The organism is Agrobacterium sp. DKPNP3 (assembly GCF_052686535.1).
Map to the genome: position 1 here is coordinate 1 of NZ_JBQYSN010000018.1, position 20,271 is coordinate 20,271.

The following is a 20,271-nucleotide window of genomic DNA, read 5'->3' on the forward strand; positions in this document are numbered from 1 at the left end:
CGGCACCGGGATCGTCGGCTTCAAGCAGACCAAGAACCCCAAGATCGTTGCCGACATCCTGAACTTCCTCGCTCAGGACGAGAACTATCTCGACTTCACCATGCGCACCCGCAACGTTCCAGCCAACAAGGCCGTGGCTGACAAGGGCGTGACCTACACGGGCGCAACGCCTGCAACGCAGAAGGCCATGAACGCCTGGCTGGATCAGGTGCCCGGCATCAGCCCGATTGCCTATGCCTATCAGGGCTACAAGAACAACCGCGCCATGTTCAACATCTCGGTCCAGCGCATCACCCAGGCCATCGTTGGTGAGAGCACCGTCGATGAAGCGATGGCCCGTGCGAAGGCGGACCTTGAGGAAGCGTTGAAGCAGGCGAAGTGATCCGTCGCCTTCCGGCGCGGCGCATGCCGCGCCGCGCCGGATAGAAGGAGGACCCTCATGTATAAATTTCTTGCTCCCGTCATGGGTATTGTCGAACTGCCCTTTTCCTTCCTGCAGAAGGTCCTCGGCCACCGTCGGATCGCCTGGGTGTTTCTGACGCCCAACCTGATCCTGTTTGCGGTCTTCGCCTTTCTGCCCATCGTGCTGAACATGGCCTACTCCGTGACCGGCAGCGAACAAATATTGCTCTCCGAGCGCCCTTCGGTGGGCGGCGAAAACTTTTCGGTCCTTCTTTCCTGTCAGAACTACCTTGATCCGAATTCCTGCGAGCGTGACCTCTTCTGGCGCTCCGTCTGGAACACGCTGTTCTTTGTCGTGCTGCAGGTGGGTTTCATGGTCGGATTCTCACTGATCACGGCCATCGTGCTCAATCGTGATATCCGTGCGCGTGGTTTTTTTCGCGCGGTCTTCTTCTTCCCGGTTCTGTTGTCGCCCGTTGTCGTGGCGCTGATCTGGAAGTGGATTCTCCAGCGTTTCGGCGTCCTGAATGCCGCCATGGAGGGGCTCGGTCTCGGTTCGGTGGACTGGCTGCTCGAAGCTAATCTTGCCTTCGGCTGGTCGGTCTTCCTGTCGGTCTGGGCGCATATGGGCTTTTACACGCTCATTCTTCTCGCCGGCCTGCAGGCGATCCCGCGCGATGTCTATGAGGCCGCGCAGCTGGACAAGGCGAGCCCGTGGCGCATCTTCCGGCGCATTACCCTGCCACTGCTTGCGCCCACCATGCTGGTCGTTCTCGTCCTGTCTGTCATCAAGGGCGTGCAGACATTCGATGAAGTCTTTGCCTTTACTGGCGGTGGCCCGGGTTCGGCGACGACTTTCATCATTCAGTTCATCTATCAGACCGGCTTTGCCGGGACGCCCCGCAATTTCGGCCTCGCGGCTGCGGCTTCGCTGCTGCTCGCCGTGGTGCTCGTGGTGCTGACCGCCCTGCAATTCCGGGCAAACAGGAGCAAGGTCGATGGCTAGGATTGGCGCATTTCTGACCCGTACCCGCGGCCGCGACGGCAAGCTGCACTGGACCGACTGGCTGTCCTACGCCTATCTCGGCGTTGCCGTGCTGATGATGTTCGGCCCCGTCGTCTGGCTGGTGCTCTCCTCGTTCAAGACGGAAGCGGACCTCCAGCGCTTCCCGCCGCGCCTTCTGCCCTACAGCCAGGAAACCGTGGCCGTGGACGGGCAGCCAAATCCGCTGCCGGCCTATGTGGATAAAGACGGCCGCAAGCTCGGCATGATCAGGCGCATCGGCCTCGTGGCGCAGGTGGTCGACCCCGCCAAGCCGGCCGAAGTCCTGAAGATGCCGTTCAACGAGCTGAAGCCTGCCGAAAAGGTGGCACTGGCAACGGAAAACTATACCGAGCTTTTCCAGCGCTTCAATTTCCCGCTCTATTTCTGGAACTCGACCTTCATCACGGTGACCTCGACCATCATCATGCTGATCGTCAATTCCATGGCGGCCTTCGCGCTCTCGAAATATCAGTTCAAGGGCAGGGGCGCCGTGCTGGCGCTGGTGGTCGGTACGCTGATGATCCCGCAGACCGTCGTGCTCGTGCCGCTGTTTCTCATCACCAGCCAGCTGGGCATGATCAACAGTCTCTGGGGCGTGATTATACCCGGTGCGGCTACACCGACCGGCGTCTTCCTGCTCCGGCAATATATGCTGACGATCCCGGATGAAATTCTCGATGCGGCGCGCATGGACAAGGCCAGCGAGTGGAAGATCTACTGGCGCATCATTCTGCCGCTTTCAGCACCGGCGCTTGCGGTTCTGGCGATCCTTGCGATCATGTGGCGCTGGAACGATTTCCTCTGGCCGCTCATCGTGCTGACCCGCAACGACAACTTCACCCTGCAGCTGGCGCTCAACTCCTTCCAGGGCGAGATGACGACGGAATGGAGCAATCTTCTGGCCATGACGGTGCTGACACTCGCCCCGATCGCCCTGGTTTTCATGTTCCTGCAAAAATACATCGCCACCGGCATTGCATCGACTGGCGGCAAATAATCCTCAGGGAGGAAATACGACAATGGCAAGTATTCAGCTTCGTCAGGTCAAAAAGACATATGGCGCGCTCGATGTGATCAAAGGCGTCGATCTCGATATCAAACATGGCGAATTCTGCGTGTTCGTCGGCCCTTCCGGCTGTGGCAAGTCCACCCTGCTGCGCATGATTTCCGGCCTCGAAGAGTTGAGCGGCGGCGATATCGTCATCGGTGGCGATGTGGTCAACACCGTGCCCGCTGCCGATCGTGGCCTTGCCATGGTGTTCCAGTCCTACGCGCTTTATCCGCATATGACGGTCCGCGAAAATCTCTCTTTTGGTCTTGAGAATATCGGCACGCCTAAGAAGGAAATCGCCGAGAAGATCGCCCAGGTCGCCAAGATGCTGCAGATCGACCAGCTTCTGGAGCGTCGCCCCAAGGACCTGTCGGGCGGTCAGCGCCAGCGCGTCGCCATCGGTCGCGCCGTGGTGCGTGAACCCCGCGTCTTCCTTTTTGACGAACCCCTGTCCAACCTCGACGCAGAGTTGCGCGTTGATATGCGCGGCGAAATTTCCAGTCTGCATCGGCGGCTCGGCAACACCATGATCTACGTCACGCATGATCAGGTGGAAGCCATGACCATGGCCGACAAGATCGCCGTTCTGCGCGCCGGCAAGCTCGAGCAATTCGGCGTGCCGCTCGATCTCTATAACCGCCCGGCCAATCTCTTCGTGGCAGGCTTTATCGGCTCCCCGAAAATGAACTTTTTCGCAGGCGAAGTGACCTCGGACGCAACGCCCGCGCTGAAGATCGCGACCGGCGAGTTGATCCCGCTGCCGCAGACCGGCTTTGCCTATAAGCCCGGTCAGAAGGTGACGCTCGGCGTGCGCCCGAACCATGTGGAGCCGGGCGAAGGCGGCGCACTGACGATGTCGGTTCGCACAGCAGAACAGCTGGGCGGGGAGTCCTATCTCTACGGCAATCTCGGTGATGGCACTCCCGTAACGCTGCATCTTTCCGGCCAGACCTCGACATCGGCGGGCGAAGTCATCCGCCTGTCGGCGCCGCTTCAACACATCCATCTCTTCGATACGACGAGCGGGCTAACGCTCCGGCACGACTGACAGCCTTAAGCGCAACCCGCAATGCAGGACCATTGACATGACCGATAAAAAACTCCGCTCCGACCGCTGGTTCGCACCCGACGACCTGCGCAGTTTCGGCCACCGCTCGCGCATGATGCAGCTGGGTTATGCGGAGGAGGATTTTGTCGGGAAACCCGTCATCGGTATCCTCAACACCTGGTCGGAACTCAACACCTGTCACTCGCACTTTCCCGAGCGCGTGCAGGACGTGAAACGCGGCGTGTTGCAGGCGGGTGGCTTCCCGGTCGAAATGCCTTCGCTCTCGGTCGATGAGAGCTTCACCAAGCCGACGTCCATGCTTTACCGCAACATGCTGGCCATGGAGACGGAGGAAATGATCCGCTCGCATCCGCTTGACGGCGTGGTGCTGATGGGCGGTTGCGACAAGACGACACCCGGCCTCGTCATGGGTGCGATATCGGCCGGTGTACCGATGATCTATTTGCCCGCCGGCCCAATGATGAGCGGAAATTATGCCGGCAAGGTTCTGGGGTCGGGTTCGGACGCCTGGAAATATTGGGATGAGCGCCGCGCCGGCAATGTGACGGACGAGGAATGGCGTGGCGTGCAGGGCGGCATTGCCCGTTCTGCCGGTGTGTGCATGACGATGGGCACGGCCTCGACCATGACGGCCATTGCCGACGCGCTCGGCATCACCCTTCCGGGTGCCTCCTCCATTCCGGCCGTCGATTCCGAACATCAGCGCATGTCCGCCGCCTGCGGCCGCCGCATTGTCGAGATGGTGTCGGAAGACCTGACACCGGACCAGATCCTGACGGCGGCAGCTTTCCGTAATGCCGCCATCGTTGCGATGGCCACCGGCTGCTCCACCAATGCCGTCGTCCACCTCATCGCCATGGCGCGCCGCGCCGGTGTGCCGATGACGCTGGACGAGCTGGACGAACTTGGCCGCGTTACGCCACTCATCGCCAATGTCCGTCCTTCCGGCAAAGACTATCTGATGCAGGACTTCTTTTACGCCGGTGGCCTTAGGGCGCTGATGAAGCAGCTGGAAAGTCGTCTCGACTGTTCCGTGCTGACCGTAACCGGCCGCAGCATGGGCGAAAATCTCGAGGGCGCGAAGGTCTATAATGATGACGTTATTCGCTCGCTTGACAATCCCGTTTATGCTGAAGGCTCGCTTGCCGTGCTGCGCGGCAATCTCTGCCCTGACGGTGCCGTCATAAAGCCGGCCGCCTGCGATCCCAAACTGCATGTCCATCAAGGGCCGGCGCTCGTATTTGACAGCTACCCGGAAATGAAAGCCGCCATCGACGATGAAAATCTCGACGTCACGCCCGACCATGTGCTGGTGCTGCGCAATGCCGGTCCGCTCGGCGGCCCCGGTTTTCCCGAATGGGGCATGTTGCCAATCCCGAAGGCGCTGATCAAAAAGGGTCATCGCGATATGCTGCGCATTTCAGACGCCCGCATGTCCGGCACGTCCTACGGGGCGTGCGTCCTGCATGTCGCACCGGAGAGTTTCGTCGGCGGTCCGCTGGCACTGCTGAAAACCGGCGATATTGTGCGCCTCGATTTGCCGCAGCGCCGCCTCGATATGCTGGTCAGCGAAGAGGAAATTGCAGAGCGCCGGCGGGCATGGCAGGCGCCTGCGCCGCGTTATGAGCGTGGCTATGGCTATCTCTTTTCGAAACACGTCACGCAGGCGGATCAGGGTTGTGACTTCGACTTCCTGCAGACGGATTTCGGACGTTCCGCCGGCGAGCCGGATATTTTCTGAGAGGCACCATTATGTTGAAGCGATTGCTCATCACCGGTGCCGGCGGCAAGCTGGGCAGCATGTTGCGCGGACGGCTTGGCCATGTTGCTGAAACCATCCGTCTTTCTGATGTGGTTGATCTCGGTTCGCCAGCGCCCCATGAAGAGCTCGTCCGCTGCGCGCTGGAGGACGAGCAGGCAGTGCATGATCTTGTCAAGGGCTGTGACGGCATCGTTCATCTCGGCGGTATCTCTGTCGAGAGGGCCTTCGATCCAATAGAGGCCGCCAATCTGCGTGGTGTCTACAATCTCTATGAAGCGGCGAGGGCACACGGCAATCCTCGCATCCTGTTTGCCTCCAGCAACCACACGATCGGCTATTATCCCCAGGGGCAGCAGCTTGGTCCTGAGACGCCTTTTCTGCCTGATGGCCTCTACGGGGTTTCCAAGATTTTCGGTGAGGCGATGGCGAGCCTCTACCATTCCAAATTCGGACAGGAGACGGCCATCGTGCGCATCGGCTCCTGTGACGAGAAACCCACGAACTGGCGCATGTTGTCGACCTGGCTCAGCTATGGCGACTTCGTCTCTCTGATAGAGGCGACCTTTCGGGTCCCAAAACTCGGCTGCCCGGTTATCTGGGGCGTTTCGGCCAATGACGACAGCTGGTGGGATAATTCTCATGTCGATTTTCTCGGCTGGCAGCGGCGCGACAATGCCGCGCGCTACCGGGCCGAAATCGAGCGCGACGTCCCGCGCCCCGATTCCGAGGCCGCGATCGCGAAATACCAGGGCGGGGTTTTTATCGATGAGCCCATTCACAGGACCTGAAACACATTATCCGGCCATTGCGAGGAGACAGATATGAACAATGAAACGCGCGAAAAACTGTTGACGATTTCCGTCGCTACGCTGGCGACAGCGCTCTACAAGCGCGGCCTGCGAAACCAGGTCATCCAGGGCGTGCGCCCGCTGGGCTACAAGGGCAAGAACATGGTTGGCCCTGCCTTTACCCTGCGCTACATGCCGGCCCGCGAGGATCGCAACCAGCTCGTCGAATTTCGCAATCCGGCCCACCCGCAGCGCGTCGCCATCGAAACCTGCCCGCCGGGCCATGTGCTTGTCATGGACAGCCGCAAGGATGCCTCGGCCGCCTCGGCCGGCGATATTCTTGTCACGCGCCTGATGGTGCGCGGCGGTGCGGGCATCGTTTCCGATGGCGGTTTTCGGGATGCGGCCACGATTGCCGAGCTGGATATTCCGGCCTACCACACCCGGCCTTCGAGCCCCACCAATCTCACCAAACACGAGGCTATCGAGATCAACGGCCCCATCGGCTGCGGCGATGCGCCGGTCTTTCCCGGGGACATCATTGTGGGCGATGCGGATTGCGTCATCGTCATCCCCGCCGACATTGCCGATGAGGTGGCGACGGAAGCGGTGGAAATGACGGCCTACGAAGATTTCGTGGTGGAGCAGGTGAAAGCCGGAGAGACGATCATCGGGCTTTACCCTTGCACAAAGGAAGAGCATCAGACTGCTTTTGCGGAGTGGCGTAAGATCAACAATCGCTGAACACTCAGGCCATTCGAAAACCAACGCCGCGCGACGCCAGTTGCGCGGCGTTTCTGTTTGAGCCTCCAATGGATCCAATGATTGATAAGGGCGCTCGGCGCTTACCGAACATTCGCTCCGAAATCGTTTTTTCTGAAAATTCAAGCCCATTACCGCCTTGTGTCCCGCTTTGCAGCGTCGCTGCGAAGAAGGCATTGACGTCTGAGCCAAAAATGGAATAAATATATCGAACAGACAGAAATTCGGTTTCATTATTCCGTTTTCTGGTGTGAGGAGGTTGCGGCGAACCTGCGGGTTCGCCTCCGGTTGGGAGAGGCGGCACCGGACGCCATGGAGGAGAAAAACAATGAGGAAATTCATCATCGGTGCAGCCGTATCTGTGCTTATGGGCACGGCGGCACATGCAGAGACTGTCGGCGTTTCGATGGCGCTGTTCGACGACAACTTCCTGACGGTGCTGCGCAATGGCATGCAGGACTATTCCAAGGAACTGAAGGGCGTTACCCTCCAGGTCGAAGACGCGCAGAACGACGTCGCCAAGCAGCAGAGCCAGATCCAGAATTTCATCGCCTCCAAGGTCGATGCGATCATCGTCAACCCCGTCGATACGGACGCGACGGCCGCCATGTCGAAGCTTGCCGCCGATGCCAAGATTCCGCTCGTCTACGTCAACCGCCAGCCGGTGAACGTTGACAGCCTGCCGGATGGCCAGGCCTTCGTGGCTTCCGAAGAAACAGTCGCCGGCACGCTCGAAACCAAAGAAGTCTGCCGCCTTCTCGGTGGTAAGGGCAAGGCCGTGGTGATGATGGGCGAGCTTTCCAACCAGGGCGCGCGCATGCGTACCCAGGCGGTTCATGATGTTCTCAAGACCGACGAGTGCAAAGGCATCTCGATCGTGGAAGAGCAGACTGCGAACTGGCAGCGTACCCAGGGTGCCGACCTCGTCACCAACTGGCTGTCGAGCGGCGTCGAGTTCAACGCCGTCATCGCCAACAACGACGAAATGGCCATCGGCGCCATCCAGGCTCTGAAGTCGGCCGGCAAGGACATGAAGGAATATGTCGTTGCCGGTGTGGATGCGACACAGGACGCACTTGCCGCGATGCAGGCGGGCGACCTCGATGTTACAGTGTTCCAGGACGCGGCAGGACAGGGCAAGGGCGCTCTTGATGCAGCGCTGAAGCTCGTGAAGGGCGACAAGGTCGAGAAGAAGGTCTACATTCCCTTCCAGCTCGTAACTCCTGAAAACGTCAAGGACTACGTGGCCAAGAACTAAGGCCTTCCTCCGGCATCCGTGTCCGATTGTTATCGGGTCAGGGTGCCGGCTCCTGGCTGCGCCGGAGGCAGTGCCGGCCCAGCCGATCGATGCCCGACTTCCGTCGTGAAACCGTTGCAGCGCCCCTTAACGTCCTGATCGACATGGTGCTGCAAGCCTCCTCGGAGGCAGGGCGCTGCAGGAGAATGCCTGACGCCGGAATTTTGTCTATTGTGGAGGATAAGATGGTCGTCAGTCCATCAACAATGGCCGCCGTGCGCGCCAGCGGAGCCGTGCCGAATGCGGAATTTCTTCTCGCGGCGGATGGTATACGCAAGGAGTTTCCTGGCGTCGTGGCACTCGACGATGTGCAGTTTCACCTCAAGCGCGGCAGCGTTCACGCGTTGATGGGCGAGAACGGCGCCGGCAAGTCAACGCTGATGAAGATCCTCGCGGGGATTTACCAGCCGGACAAGGGCGAAATTCGCCTCAAGGGCGCGCCGATCCGTCTCGATTCCCCTCTCGATGCGCTGGAAAACGGCATCGCCATGATCCATCAGGAACTGAACCTGATGTCCTACATGACCGTTGCGGAAAATATCTGGATCCGCCGCGAGCCGAAAAATCGGCTTGGCTTCATCGACCATGGTGAAATGTACCGGCGCACCCAGACGCTGCTTGAGAGGCTCGGTATCGACATCGATCCCGAGACCCGCGTCGGCGAACTCTCGGTCGCGAGCCGTCAGATGGTTGAGATTGCCAAGGCTGTCTCCTACGATTCCGACGTCCTCATCATGGACGAGCCGACATCTGCGCTGACGGAGCGTGAGGTGGAGCATCTGTTCCGCATCATTCGCGATCTGAGGGAACGCGGCATCGGTATCGTGTACATCACCCACAAGATGAACGAGCTGTTCGAGATCGCCGATGAGTTTTCGGTGTTTCGCGATGGGAAGTATATCGGGACCCACGCCTCGACCGATGTGACGCGAGACGACATCATCCGCATGATGGTTGGCCGCGAAATCACGCAGATGTTTCCGAAGGAAGAGGTCCCGATCGGCGATGTAGTGCTGTCTGTCAAGGGCCTGACACTCAATGGCGTCTTCCATGACGTCTCCTTCGATGTCCGCGCCGGTGAAATTCTCGGCGTTGCCGGCCTCGTCGGATCTGGCCGTTCCAACGTGGCGGAAACCGTCTTCGGCGTGACGCCTGCGTCCTCCGGCACGATTGAAATCAACGGCAAGACCGTGTCGATCGACAGCCCGACGACGGCCATCAGCCATCGCATGGCGTTCCTGACGGAGGACCGCAAGGACACCGGGTGCCTGCTGATCCTCAATATTCTCGAGAACATGCAGATTGCGGTCCTGCAGGACAAATATGTCGCCAATGGCTTCGTGCAGGAAAGCGCCCTGTCGGAAGCCTGCGAGGAGATGTGCCGCAAGCTTCGGGTCAAGACGCCGCATCTTTATGAGCGCATCGAGAACCTTTCGGGCGGCAACCAGCAAAAGGTGTTGATCGGCCGCTGGATGCTGACCAAGCCGCGCATTCTTATTCTGGATGAGCCAACGCGCGGCATCGATGTCGGGGCCAAAGCGGAAATCCACAAGCTGGTTTGCGAGATGGCGCGCCAGGGCGTCGCTGTCATCATGATTTCCTCCGAAATGCCGGAGGTTCTGGGAATGAGCGACCGCATCATGGTCATGCATGAAGGTCGGCTGACCGGCTTCCTTGATAGAAGTGAAGCCACGCAGGTGAAGGTGATGGATCTCGCATCGCGGTGAGGCGCGCCGGGATTTCTCGAGGAGGAATTATTATGACTACGAACGCCGCCGACGTGGAGTTGGGTGCAAAATCCGGACGCAAGCCGCACCGGCGCATACCGCCCGAGGCCAATATTTTCTTCGTTCTGATCGGCATTGCGCTGGTCTATGAAATCCTCGGCTGGATTTTCATCGGCCAGAGCTTTTTGATGAATCAGCAGCGCCTGACGATCATGATCCTGCAGGTGTCTGTCATCGGCATCATCGCCGTTGGCGTGACGCAGGTCATCATCACCGGCGGCATCGATCTTTCTTCCGGCTCCGTCGTCGGCCTGACCGCGATGTTGTCCGCGAGCGTCGGGCAGTCGTCGACATGGCCGCGGGCGCTTTATCCTGGTTTGACCGACCTGCCTTTTTTCATTCCGCTGGCAGTCGGCGTTCTGGCTGGTGCATTGGCGGGTTTCATTAACGGCCAGCTTATTGCCCGAACCAAAATTCCGCCGTTCATCGCCACCCTCGGCATGATGGTGACAGCGCGCGGTCTTTCCAAATGGTACACGAAGGGTCAGCCGATCTCCGGCCTCACCGATGGCTTCAATTTCATCGGCACTGGCATCTGGCCGGTCGTGGTGTTCCTCGTCGTTGCCGTCATCTTCCATGTGGCGCTGCGCTATACGCGTTACGGCAAGTTTACCTATGCGATCGGCGCCAACCAGCAGGCCGCGCGCGTGTCCGGTATCAATATCGAGGCGCATCTGGTCAAGGTCTATGCGATTGCCGGTATGCTCGCAGGTCTTGCCGGTGTGGTCACCGCCGCCCGTGCGCAGACCGCACAGGCCGGTATGGGCGTGATGTATGAGCTTGATGCCATCGCCGCAGCCGTTATCGGCGGTACGTCGCTGGCCGGCGGCGCGGGACGTATCACCGGAACCGTGATCGGCACGATCATTCTGGGTGTCATGACGTCCGGCTTCACATTCCTCAGGGTCGACGCCTACTATCAGGAGATCGTCAAAGGCCTGATCATCGTCGCCGCCGTGGTGGCCGACGTCTACCGCCAGAAGAAGCGCGCAAAGCGCTAAATCCTCCTCCTCCCGAGCTGGGGCAAGCTTTCAGGGCTTGCCCCTTTTTTATGTCCTGACGACAGGGGCGTGCTTGCGCCCCACAGCGCAACGGGATCAGACCTTGCTGTCTCGGTAGGCGTGGACAGCTTTGCCGAAGGCTTCGAACAGCGCCCGCGATGGCGCATCCGTTTCTGCCCAATATTCCGGATGCCACTGTACACCGACAGCAAAGCCTTTGGCGTCTATAACCGAGACGGCCTCGATGGTGCCGTCCGCCGCCGTTGCTTCCACTTGCAGACGCGGTGCGGTTTCGGCGATCGCCTGCCGGTGCAGTGAATTGATCTGGATTTCGCCCGACATGCCGAGATGCTGTGCGATGCAGGAGCCTTCGCGCACATGAACCGGCTGGCGAATGGCGAAGGCCACGTCGCGATCGTCATGTTCCGGCTTGCGGTGGTCCCATGTGCCGGGCTGTTCCTGGATTTCGGACGCCAGCGTGCCGCCAAGCGCCACGTTCAGCTCCTGAATGCCACGGCAGATGGCGAGCATTGGAATTCCGCGCTCGATGGTGCGGCGAATGAGCGGCAGGCTGGTGGCATCGCGGGCGGGATCGAAAGGGCCGTCACTCTCCTGCGCCTCCTTTCGGTAGAGCGAAGGGTGCACGTTGGTCGCGGAGCCGGATACCAGCAGGCCATCCACCCGGTCCAGAATGGCGTCGATCTCATTGCCATTCTCGAATGCGGGGACGACGAAAGACATGACGCCGGCGACTTTCAGGGCGGCGGAAAGGTACTGGTTCTGCGCGGCGTGCCAGTCGGCTCCGGCAAAATGCCTGATGTCGGCGGGAACGGCGATGATGGGTTTTGGCATGATGGCTCCGGGACGAATTTTCGAATTTGTGGGGCTGCCGGCCTGCCAAGTCAAGCTCTGCTTACACCTGCACTCAATCGTCCATGCACCTAAAGTATAAGGCAATGCCGCGATATTTCGGTTGCAAATAAAACGCGGAGAAAATTCCCCGGCTGACAGGTTCTTCCGCCATTAATTCTCGGCGCAGGCGCTTGTCAGCCGGGCTCCAACCGTGCTTACTTTGCTTTGCCTGAACAGCAACGAGGGGAATTCAAAGCTGCAGGTAGCGTTCATATCTGGGAGGATATAGATGGATCGCCGTTCCTTTATGAGAAAAGGTGCGCTTGCGGGGGCTGCCACGGCAGCACTGGCTGCGCCCGCCATTGCGCAGCAAAATACCAAGATCACATGGCGCCTGACGTCATCGTTTCCGAAATCACTCGACACGATTTATGGCGGCGCAGAGGATATTTCCAAACATGTGGCCGCCGCGACGGATGGCAATTTCACCATTCAGCCCTTTGCCGCCGGGGAAATCGTGCCTGGTCTGCAGGCGGCCGATGCGGTGTCTTCAGGCACCGTCGAAATGTGCCACACCTGCTCCTATTATTATGTCGGCAAGGACCCGACGTTTGCCATCGGCACGGCCATACCCTTCGGCCTCAATGCTCGCCTGACGAACTCCTGGTTCTATGAGGGCAACGGCAACAAATTGCTGAACGAGTTTTACGCCAAGCACAATCTTTACGGCATGATTTCAGGCAACACCGGCGCCCAGATGGGTGGCTGGTTCCGCAAGGAAATCAATACGGTTGATGACTTCAAGGGCGTGAAGATGCGTATCGCCGGTCTCGCAGGCAAGGTGGTTGAAAAGCTCGGCGTCGTGCCGCAGCAGATCGCCGGCGGCGATATTTACCCGGCGCTCGAAAAGGGCACCATCGATGCGGCGGAATGGGTTGGCCCTTACGACGACCACAAGCTCGGCTTCCAGAAAGTGGCGAAGTATTATTATTATCCGGCCTTCTGGGAAGGCGGTCCGGTCATCCACTCCTTTGTCAATCTCGACAAGTGGAACAGCCTGCCGAAGCACTACCAGACGGCTCTGCAGGACGCCTGCGCCTTCGCAAATACCAATATGATGGCGAAGTACGACGCCAGGAACCCGATCGCCATCAAGCAGCTGGTGTCTGAAGGTGCTGTGCTGCGGCCGTTCAGCCAGGAAATTCTCGAGGCTTGCTATAAATCGGCGCTCGAGGTCTACGCCAATATTTCGGCGTCCAATCCTGACTTCAAGAAAATCTACGAGGATCAGGTAGCCTTCAAGCGCGAGGGATATCTCTGGATGCAGCTCGCTGAATATACTTTCGACACCTTCATGATGATCCAGCAGCGCAACGGCAAGCTCTGATCATTCGGCAACGGCGGCGGCCCGGGCAAAGGCCTCGGAGACTTCGGTCTCCGGGGTTTTTGTTGCTTGCTTATACTTTCGCGGATTCGAAAAAGTAGATGGCGATTTATAACGCCTCTGAGAACGAAGGCGGCGGCCCGTGAACAGCCGGGGCAGGCCGGTGAAATAGCACGCTGTCCTCTGCGAACCTGCCATTGGGCGCGGGTCGAAAACGTCGTGCAAGTCGTTCGTCAGCGGGAGGAGCCGGGCAGGCTGGTTGCGATGGTCTGGTTTGATTCAAAAAGGTGGAAGGCAAGGGGCAACCTTGCCTTCCACGTTGCTGTCAGCAGCTTTGCGCCGATCTATCTATAAGTCGGTCGTCAGGGCCCGATTTTCGGCGGCTCGCCCAGATTCGGCGTGCCCGGCAACCCGCCCGGCTGGCCCCCCGGCAGGCCGAAGTTCGGCATCGTGTTACCACCCTGATTGCCGAAGGCTGGTATTTCGATCTTGATGGAATTCAGGTCGACCGGCGGCGCTTTATCGAGCCAGTAGGTGACGGATTCCGGCCAGAAGATCACGATGGCGACAAGGATGAGCTGCATGCCGAGCCACGGAATGGCGCCCATGTAGATATCCGATGTCTTGACGGAGCGCGGCGCAATGGAGCGCAGGTAAAACAGCGCAAAGCCGAAGGGCGGGTGCATGAAGCTCGTCTGCATGTTGATGCAGATCAGGACACCGAACCAGATGAGGTCAATGCCTAGCGACTGGGCGATCGGTGCCAGCATCGGAATGACGATGAAGGCGATCTCGAAGAAATCGAGAAAGAAGGCCAGGAAGAAGATGAAGATGTTGACGAAGATCAGAAAGCCGATGGGGCCGCCGGGAATGCCCGACAACATGTGTTCGATCCAGAGTGAACCGTCCATGCCCTGAAAGACGAGGGAGAAGCAGGTCGCGCCGACCAGAATGAACACCACCATCGACGTGATGTGCATGGTGGAATGCATACCCTGCTTGACGAGGTCCCAGGTGAGGCGACGATGGGCAGCGGCGAGAGCCATGGCGCCGACGACGCCCAGCGCACCCGCTTCGGTCGGGGTGGCCAGCCCCAGAAAGATGGTGCCGAGGACGAGGAAAATCAGCACGATGGAAGGGATCATGCCCGCGAGCACACGAAACACTAGCGCCCGATTGAGTTCACCGCGCGCTTCCGGCGGCAGTGCCGGGAGGTCCTTCGGTCGCACGATCGACATGAACAGGATGAAGAGCATGAAGATGGCGACCTGCAGGATCGATGGGCCGATCGCGCCGAGATACATGTCGCCAACCGATTTTCCGAGCTGGTCGGCCAGGACGATCAGTACCAGCGAGGGTGGAATGACCTGCGTGATCGTTCCGGATGCCGCGATGACCCCGGTGGCAAGGCGCGGATTGTAGCCATATTTCAGCATGATCGGCAGCGAGATCACGCCCATGGTGATCACGGAAGCCGCAACCGTGCCCGTAATGGCGCCAAGGATCGCGCCGACGATGATGACGGCATAAGCGAGGCCGCCGGGAATGGCGCCGAAGAGTTTACCGGTTCCCTCAAGCAAATCTTCCGCGAGCCCACATCGCTCCAGGATGGCGCCCATAAAGGTAAAGAAGGGAATGGCGAGCAGAAGATCGTTTGAGACGATGCCGAAGATGCGCAGCGGCAGAGCCTGAAGGAAGGCCGGTGAAAAATGCTCGGTGAAGATGCCAATGACCCCAAAGACGAGGCCGACAGTGGCGAGCGAGAAAGCGACCGGAAATCCATAGAGCATGAAAATGATCATGCCGAGGAACATCAGTGGTGGAAGAATTCCATATTCAAACATGTGAAATATCCTGAAGGTTCAGATCGGCGCGATCATTGCAGGGGCTTTTCGTACTTGGTGTCGAGCGCATAAAGCCCGTTGAGGGCGCCTATGCGCTTGATGAGTTCGGAAAACCCCTGCAGAACCAGCAGGGCAAAACCGGCAAAGATGATGAGCTTGACCGGCCAGCGGATGAGGCCGCCGGCATTGGACGACATCTCGTTCTGATACCATGACAGGGTGAACATCGGCCAGGACAGCCAGGCGAGGTAGAAGCAGCCTGGCAGCAGGAACAGCACGATGCCGATAATATCCACCCAGATCCGCTTTCGCGCCGAAATCGCGCCGTAGATAATGTCCACGCGCACATGTTCATTCATGCGCAGTGTGTAGGAAGCGCCGATCAGCACGATAAAGGCAAACATGTACCACTGGATTTCCAGCCAGCCATTCGAACTATAGTTCAGGGCATAACGGACCATGGCGTTGCCGGCGCTCACAAGGCAGCAGATCAGTACGAGATATCCGGCGACCTTGCCTAGACCTTCGCTGACAAGATCTATCAGCGCACTTAATTTCAAGAGCGATTTCATGACTTTCCCCTCTTCCCTTTTCGGGCTTGTGGCGGAAAGTAAAGCCGGGTGCCTTTCCCCGCGGCCACGCCTCCACGTGCCTCCGCTTCCACAGGTCCCGGTGTTCCTCCCCACAGATTCCCGTGTATGGTCCAGCGACATGAAAAGCAACAAAAACCGCGAGGAAACGGGGCTTTTACGCGCTTTTTTCAACCCCGCCTGAAAGGATGTTGCGCAGGCTCAGAATTTCTTCTCTCTTGTGACTTCGCCTTTCTTTCGCGCGCGGTGCATTGCGTCTTTCGCCGGGTTTATGTTAGGTCAAGCTATGGAGAATCCGGCATGAGCGCTCGATCGATTTGGGGGGCAAGCCGCGGGTCGCGGCCGTGTTGGATGGAGCAAAGGGGAAGCGGAATGAGCGAACACCACACAGGTCCGGTCGAAGTTGGTGCCGAGATGAATTATGCCGAACACGAGAAGACCTATAACGGTTTCCTGGCCCTGACGAAGTATGGCACTATGGTGCTGTGCGTCTTGATGCTGGCGATGGTTGCAGGCTTCTTCACATCGGCGGGTCTGCTCGGCGGTTTGGTCGTCTTCCTCGTCCTTTCTGTCGCAGGCTTCATTCTATTGCGCTGAGCGAATACGCTCGTAGGCGGTTTGGGCGATAGCCGACATTGCCGAACGGCCGGAGAGGCACTGTGATGAAACGCCTGTTCTATTGCCTGTTTCTGCTGGTGACGCTTTCGCATCCGTCATGGTCGCGTGACCTGTCGGGGGCAGAGCAGGATAGCCTGCTGAAACAGATCGAGCGGTTCGACGCTGCGTTGAACGCGCAGGATTTCGAGCTCGTCGGCAAAACCGTGCCGCCGAAGATATTCGAGTCGATCGCAAAAGACGCCGGCATCACTGTGGAACAGTTGCGGACTGCGCTGACGGCGCAGATGCAGATGGCGCTCGCAGCGGTGAAGATCACCGAATTCAGCATGGACAAGCAGGCGATCACCTATGCGCAGACGCCTGATGGTACGCCTTATGCTCTCGTTCCCACCAAGACGGTCATGGAAACAGGCGGCCAGACAATCGAGGCGAGATCCCATACGCTGGCAATGCTGGATGGTGCAGACTGGTATCTTCTGCGGGTCACCGACCAGCAGCAGGTGAGCATTCTGCGCAAGGTCTATCCGTCCTTTGCCGATGTAAAATTCCCCGAAGGATCGATGGAGCCGGTGAAGTAACAGGCTTGACGGTCAGGAAAAGCGTCCGGCCCGAAACGGATCGACGGAAATGGTCGTGTCTTGGCCGTTGACGAGCTGCGTCACCAGCCGCGCGGTGGCGGCGGACTGGGTCAGGCCCAGATGGCCATGGCCGAAAGCGTAGATGACAGAAGGGGTTGCCCTTGCCGTTCCGATGACGGGAAGACAATCCGGCATGGACGGGCGGAAACCCATCCATTGCGTCCCGCCCTCAAGCTTCAGCCCGGGCAGGAAGCGTCCCGCCTTTTTCAGCATCGCTTCCGAGCGGCGGAAATTGGCTGGCAGTTCCAGACCGCCAAGCTCCACCGCCCCGCCGACACGAATGCCGTTTGCAAGCGGCGTGACGACGAAACCGTGGTCATTGAAATAAAGTTGACGCGTCAGGTTGAAGGCATTGGCGGGAAGCGTGGTGTTGTAGCCACGCTCCGTTTCGAGTGGCACGGCATTGCCAAGCGATGCCGCGAGCTTCCGGGACCACGCGCCGCAGGCGACAATCACCCTGTCGGCATCGATCTTGTCACCATTTTCCAGCGTGACGATCGTACTTTCCCCGACGGCGTCGATGCGCTCAGCCTCGCCTTTTCGCAAGCTGGCGCCGCGGGCGATGACGAGATCGAAAATCGCGCGGGTGAAATCGTAAGGATCCGAAACCTGCAAGCCATCAGGAGAAAATACAGCGTGGCCAAATTGCGGCGCGAGTCCCGGTTGCAGCTCTTCGATTTCCCGGCGACCGACGCGCTGGAAGGTAAATCCGGCGCGCTCCTTTTCGTCCCAGTCCTTGCGCGAAGCTTCAAGGCTTGCCTCGCTGTCGTAAAGATCGAGCGTGCCGGTTTTGGAAATGAGGTGCGAAAGCTCCGGCATGGCCGCAACATGGGCCATTTCAACGCTGGACAGCCGGTTGATGTCGGTCAGTGCCTTCAGGCCATGGCGGAAGTTGCGCTCGGCGCTGGCGCGCCAGAAGCGCCACAGCCAAGGCGCTATCTTGCTCGCATAGGCCGGCGGGACGCTTAGTGGCCCGAGCGGGTCGAATAGCCAGCGGGGGGCTTTTTTCATGATGCCGGGGGCGGGGATGGGAATGATTTCGGAAAATGCCAGGATGCCGGCATTACCGGAGCTTGCGCCCCGTGCACCGTCGCCGCGCTCCAGCAGCACCACATGGCGGCCGGCATTCTGCAGATAAAGCGCCGCCATGGAACCGATAATGCCGGTGCCGATGACCAGCACGTCGCATTTCAGGGTTTTGGTCATCGGCGCTCCTGCAAGACAATTTCTTGGATCGCAATACCAATGAATGCCTCGCAGATGAAAGGCCGCTTCATGCCGCCTTCGAAGAAATATTAGTGGTGTGGCAAATAAGCGCTGACGGCACAAGGCGACGCCAAGGAAACGGCAGGAAAAATACTTTCAGCTATTAATAGTTATGCTCCATCATTAAGTGCTATTTAACGCACGTCTACTAGGTTCTCTCGCAGCCAGGCCGGCAACCGGTTTCAGAACGGCGGGCAGTCCGTATTCAGTAAATTTGGGGATTTCAGTATGTCTCGTTTTTCAAAGTTCGGTTTCGATGCGAGCGCGGTTCTAGACGCCCTCAGCAACTCCCAAGCCATCATTGAATTCGATCTCAATGGTAACATCCTCAAGGCGAATGAGAATTTCTGCAAGGCTGTCGGTTACACGGAGTCGGAGATCGTCGGTCGGCATCACCGGATGTTTGTTTCTCCAGATGAAGTCACCTCTCCCGAATATCGTCATTTTTGGGAGAAGCTGTCGCGCGGTGAACACGACAAAGGGCAATATTGCCGCCGGACCAAGAACGGCGACGAGCTCTGGATCGAAGCTTCCTACAATCCCGTTTTCCGTTTCGGTAAACCCTACAAGGTCGTAAAGATTGCAAGCGACATTACCATGACGAGGCGAAAGAGCGCCGAAGATAACGGCAAGCTGGCGGCGCTATCTCGCGCGCAGGCCATGATCGAGTTTGACCCCGACGGAACCATTCTCTGCGCCAATGCCAATTTTCTGGAGGCGGTCGGGTATCAGGAGAATGAGATTGTCGGCAGACATCACTCGATGTTCTGCGAGCCATCCTATGTTGAATCCGCGGATTACCGGACCTTCTGGGAGGAGCTACGCTCGGGCAGTTTCTCCACCGGCCAGTTCATGCGGTTTGGCAAGGACGGGAAACGCGTCTTCATTCAGGCCTCGTATAACCCGATCCTTGATGATCGCGGCCGCGTGTTCAAGGTGGTGAAATTCGCTTTTGACATCACCGAGCGGGTTCGTGCCGTGGAAGAGCTGGGCGAAGCGCTTGAGCGGCTTTCCCAGTGCAACATCCGCGTTACCCTCGACCGGCCGTTCATCGGCGAATTCGAAGGTCTGCGCCGCGATTTCAACAAGTCCATCGCCGAATTCCAGAAGACGCTGGAAAATGTGCTTGGCCAGACAGGTGATCTGACACGCAGCAGCCAGGAAGTAAGCGAGGCATCGGTACAGCTGGCGGAGCGTTCGCGCGAACAGGCCATGGCGCTTGAAGAAACCTCCGCCGCGCTGGAGGAAATCACGGCAACCGTTCATTCCTCCACTGAAAATACCAGGGAGACCCGAAGGCTCGTTCAGAGCGCCCGCGAATCGACATCCATTTCGACGGAGGTGGTGGCGCGGACCGTCAACGCCATGCAGCGGATCGAGACGGCGTCGCGGGAGATCAGCCAGATTATCGGCGTCATCGATGAAATCGCCTTTCAGACCAACCTCTTGGCACTCAACGCCGGTGTCGAAGCGGCGCGTGCGGGCGATGCAGGCAAGGGCTTTGCGGTTGTTGCTCAGGAAGTTCGCGAACTTGCGCAGCGTTCCGCCAATGCCGCCAAGGAAATCAAGGCGCTGATCAATAATTCCGGCACCGAAGTGCTGGAAGGTGTACGGCTCGTTGGCGAAACCGGCGAAGCTCTCAAGCAGATCGATGCGCTGGTGAAACATATCGACAGCAATGTCGACATGATCGCGAAGGCAGCCGACGAGCAATCTCTCGGCATCGGCGAAATCAACAGGGCCGTCAGCCAGCTCGACCGTATGACGCAGGAAAATGCCGCGATGAGTGCAAGGACGACGGCGATCAGCGCGACACTTGCAGAAGGGGCAGAGGCTCTGTCTCAGCTCGTGAGCCTGTTCAAGCTCAACCGCCGCTCTGTGCAGCGTGAGGATGGCTCTTCAATCCATACCGCGCGGCCAAATGCCGGGCGGCAGTCCCATCGGCCGGCGCGGGCCGCCTGAGGGGGCTTCGGCAGGCAGGCTCTAACGAGATAAAATGCGGCGGCTGCAAAACAGCCACCGCATTTCTGTTTAAAGCGAAGGCGGCGTTCCTGAGAGAACGGTTCGACTTCGTGCTGGGCGTGTTCCGTCGGCAGGGATCAATCCGTGCAGGCG

The 20,271-nt window shown here is 59.0% G+C and carries 17 protein-coding genes and 1 pseudogene; 14 read left to right on the top strand and 4 right to left on the bottom strand.

The genetic code is table 11. From position 1 onward, the window contains the following. From ACUTJJ_RS07600 to ACUTJJ_RS07645, 10 genes and pseudogenes are all read left to right on the top strand, one after another. Positions 1–382: pseudogene (locus ACUTJJ_RS07600) on the top strand (carbohydrate ABC transporter substrate-binding protein); the annotation flags it as partial. Positions 383–439: 57 nt separating this feature from the next. Then, positions 440–1,408 carry a carbohydrate ABC transporter permease gene (locus ACUTJJ_RS07605; RefSeq protein ID WP_063949156.1) on the top strand — a complete coding sequence of 323 codons (969 nt, stop codon included), beginning with the start codon at positions 440–442 and terminating at the stop codon, positions 1,406–1,408. Then, positions 1,401–2,444, top strand: a complete 1,044-nt coding sequence (locus tag ACUTJJ_RS07610; protein ID WP_445541803.1) for a carbohydrate ABC transporter permease — start codon at positions 1,401–1,403, stop codon at positions 2,442–2,444. The genes ACUTJJ_RS07605 and ACUTJJ_RS07610 overlap by 8 nt, the downstream gene beginning before the upstream one ends. Positions 2,445–2,466: 22 nt before the next feature. Next, on the top strand, positions 2,467–3,546 hold the full coding sequence (locus ACUTJJ_RS07615; RefSeq protein WP_445541804.1) for an ABC transporter ATP-binding protein: 1,080 nt from the start codon (positions 2,467–2,469) through the stop codon (positions 3,544–3,546). Positions 3,547–3,583: 37 nt separating this feature from the next. Then, positions 3,584–5,308 carry an L-arabinonate dehydratase gene (araD, locus tag ACUTJJ_RS07620; RefSeq protein ID WP_445541805.1) on the top strand — a complete coding sequence of 575 codons (1,725 nt, stop codon included), beginning with the start codon at positions 3,584–3,586 and terminating at the stop codon, positions 5,306–5,308. A gap of 11 nt (positions 5,309–5,319) precedes the next feature. Beyond that, entirely contained in the window at positions 5,320–6,117 is a 798-nt protein-coding gene (locus ACUTJJ_RS07625; protein WP_445541806.1) for an NAD-dependent epimerase/dehydratase family protein, read from the top strand. A 33-nt stretch (positions 6,118–6,150) separates the two neighbouring features. Beyond that, positions 6,151–6,861, top strand: coding sequence for a ribonuclease activity regulator RraA (locus ACUTJJ_RS07630; protein WP_445541807.1), 711 nt, complete (start codon positions 6,151–6,153; stop codon positions 6,859–6,861). 346 nt (positions 6,862–7,207) lie between these two features. Beyond that, positions 7,208–8,137 (top strand): sugar ABC transporter substrate-binding protein, encoded by a 930-nt coding sequence (locus ACUTJJ_RS07635; RefSeq protein WP_063949162.1) that lies wholly within the window; start codon positions 7,208–7,210, stop codon positions 8,135–8,137. A gap of 224 nt (positions 8,138–8,361) precedes the next feature. After that, entirely contained in the window at positions 8,362–9,903 is a 1,542-nt protein-coding gene (locus ACUTJJ_RS07640) for a sugar ABC transporter ATP-binding protein (protein ID WP_445541808.1), read from the top strand. A 32-nt stretch (positions 9,904–9,935) separates the two neighbouring features. Next, on the top strand, positions 9,936–10,964 hold the full coding sequence (locus ACUTJJ_RS07645; RefSeq protein ID WP_445541809.1) for an ABC transporter permease: 1,029 nt from the start codon (positions 9,936–9,938) through the stop codon (positions 10,962–10,964). A 96-nt stretch (positions 10,965–11,060) separates the two neighbouring features. Here the strand turns inward: ACUTJJ_RS07645 and ACUTJJ_RS07650 are convergent, their stop codons facing one another. Next, positions 11,061–11,816: a gamma-glutamyl-gamma-aminobutyrate hydrolase family protein gene (locus ACUTJJ_RS07650; RefSeq protein ID WP_445541810.1), complete on the bottom strand. Its 756-nt coding sequence runs from the start codon at positions 11,814–11,816 to the stop codon at positions 11,061–11,063. 289 nt (positions 11,817–12,105) lie between these two features. Between ACUTJJ_RS07650 and ACUTJJ_RS07655 the strand changes: the two genes are divergently transcribed. After that, entirely contained in the window at positions 12,106–13,203 is a 1,098-nt protein-coding gene (locus tag ACUTJJ_RS07655; RefSeq protein WP_144576582.1) for a TRAP transporter substrate-binding protein, read from the top strand. A gap of 359 nt (positions 13,204–13,562) precedes the next feature. Here the strand turns inward: ACUTJJ_RS07655 and ACUTJJ_RS07660 are convergent, their stop codons facing one another. Together ACUTJJ_RS07660 and ACUTJJ_RS07665 are read right to left on the bottom strand one after the other, a co-directional pair. Beyond that, complete coding sequence (locus ACUTJJ_RS07660) at positions 13,563–15,044, bottom strand: TRAP transporter large permease (protein WP_445541811.1); 1,482 nt, start codon at positions 15,042–15,044, stop codon at positions 13,563–13,565. A 32-nt stretch (positions 15,045–15,076) separates the two neighbouring features. Further along, entirely contained in the window at positions 15,077–15,616 is a 540-nt protein-coding gene (locus ACUTJJ_RS07665) for a TRAP transporter small permease subunit (protein WP_063949168.1), read from the bottom strand. Positions 15,617–16,006: 390 nt separating this feature from the next. Between ACUTJJ_RS07665 and ACUTJJ_RS07670 the strand changes: the two genes are divergently transcribed. Both ACUTJJ_RS07670 and ACUTJJ_RS07675 read left to right on the top strand, forming a co-directional pair. After that, positions 16,007–16,231 carry an aa3-type cytochrome c oxidase subunit IV gene (locus ACUTJJ_RS07670; RefSeq protein ID WP_063949169.1) on the top strand — a complete coding sequence of 75 codons (225 nt, stop codon included), beginning with the start codon at positions 16,007–16,009 and terminating at the stop codon, positions 16,229–16,231. A 65-nt stretch (positions 16,232–16,296) separates the two neighbouring features. Continuing rightward, on the top strand, positions 16,297–16,830 hold the full coding sequence (locus ACUTJJ_RS07675) for a hypothetical protein (protein WP_445541812.1): 534 nt from the start codon (positions 16,297–16,299) through the stop codon (positions 16,828–16,830). 12 nt (positions 16,831–16,842) lie between these two features. Here ACUTJJ_RS07675 and ACUTJJ_RS07680 read toward each other — a convergent pair whose 3' ends face one another. After that, positions 16,843–18,096: an NAD(P)/FAD-dependent oxidoreductase gene (locus ACUTJJ_RS07680; RefSeq protein ID WP_445541813.1), complete on the bottom strand. Its 1,254-nt coding sequence runs from the start codon at positions 18,094–18,096 to the stop codon at positions 16,843–16,845. Positions 18,097–18,384: 288 nt separating this feature from the next. Here ACUTJJ_RS07680 and ACUTJJ_RS07685 point away from each other — a divergent pair, with 288 nt between their 5' ends. Continuing rightward, positions 18,385–20,118 (top strand): methyl-accepting chemotaxis protein, encoded by a 1,734-nt coding sequence (locus ACUTJJ_RS07685; protein WP_445541814.1) that lies wholly within the window; start codon positions 18,385–18,387, stop codon positions 20,116–20,118. The last annotated feature ends 153 nt before the right edge of the window (positions 20,119–20,271 follow it).

What these genes read in the sequence shown, in the direction of transcription:
- ACUTJJ_RS07640 (WP_445541808.1), top strand. Translation starts at nt 8,362, where the DNA reads ATGGTCGTCAGTCCATCAACAATGGCCGCCGTGCGCGCCAGCGGAGCC.
- araD (WP_445541805.1), top strand. Translation starts at nt 3,584, where the DNA reads ATGACCGATAAAAAACTCCGCTCCGACCGCTGGTTCGCACCCGACGAC.
- ACUTJJ_RS07650 (WP_445541810.1), bottom strand. Translation starts at nt 11,816, where the DNA reads ATGCCAAAACCCATCATCGCCGTTCCCGCCGACATCAGGCATTTTGCC.
- ACUTJJ_RS07680 (WP_445541813.1), bottom strand. Translation starts at nt 18,096, where the DNA reads ATGACCAAAACCCTGAAATGCGACGTGCTGGTCATCGGCACCGGCATT.
- ACUTJJ_RS07610 (WP_445541803.1), top strand. Translation starts at nt 1,401, where the DNA reads ATGGCTAGGATTGGCGCATTTCTGACCCGTACCCGCGGCCGCGACGGC.
- ACUTJJ_RS07655 (WP_144576582.1), top strand. Translation starts at nt 12,106, where the DNA reads ATGGATCGCCGTTCCTTTATGAGAAAAGGTGCGCTTGCGGGGGCTGCC.
- ACUTJJ_RS07675 (WP_445541812.1), top strand. Translation starts at nt 16,297, where the DNA reads ATGAAACGCCTGTTCTATTGCCTGTTTCTGCTGGTGACGCTTTCGCAT.
- ACUTJJ_RS07605 (WP_063949156.1), top strand. Translation starts at nt 440, where the DNA reads ATGTATAAATTTCTTGCTCCCGTCATGGGTATTGTCGAACTGCCCTTT.
- ACUTJJ_RS07660 (WP_445541811.1), bottom strand. Translation starts at nt 15,044, where the DNA reads ATGTTTGAATATGGAATTCTTCCACCACTGATGTTCCTCGGCATGATC.
- ACUTJJ_RS07665 (WP_063949168.1), bottom strand. Translation starts at nt 15,616, where the DNA reads ATGAAATCGCTCTTGAAATTAAGTGCGCTGATAGATCTTGTCAGCGAA.
- ACUTJJ_RS07635 (WP_063949162.1), top strand. Translation starts at nt 7,208, where the DNA reads ATGAGGAAATTCATCATCGGTGCAGCCGTATCTGTGCTTATGGGCACG.
- ACUTJJ_RS07615 (WP_445541804.1), top strand. Translation starts at nt 2,467, where the DNA reads ATGGCAAGTATTCAGCTTCGTCAGGTCAAAAAGACATATGGCGCGCTC.
- ACUTJJ_RS07630 (WP_445541807.1), top strand. Translation starts at nt 6,151, where the DNA reads ATGAACAATGAAACGCGCGAAAAACTGTTGACGATTTCCGTCGCTACG.
- ACUTJJ_RS07670 (WP_063949169.1), top strand. Translation starts at nt 16,007, where the DNA reads ATGAGCGAACACCACACAGGTCCGGTCGAAGTTGGTGCCGAGATGAAT.
- ACUTJJ_RS07685 (WP_445541814.1), top strand. Translation starts at nt 18,385, where the DNA reads ATGTCTCGTTTTTCAAAGTTCGGTTTCGATGCGAGCGCGGTTCTAGAC.
- ACUTJJ_RS07645 (WP_445541809.1), top strand. Translation starts at nt 9,936, where the DNA reads ATGACTACGAACGCCGCCGACGTGGAGTTGGGTGCAAAATCCGGACGC.
- ACUTJJ_RS07625 (WP_445541806.1), top strand. Translation starts at nt 5,320, where the DNA reads ATGTTGAAGCGATTGCTCATCACCGGTGCCGGCGGCAAGCTGGGCAGC.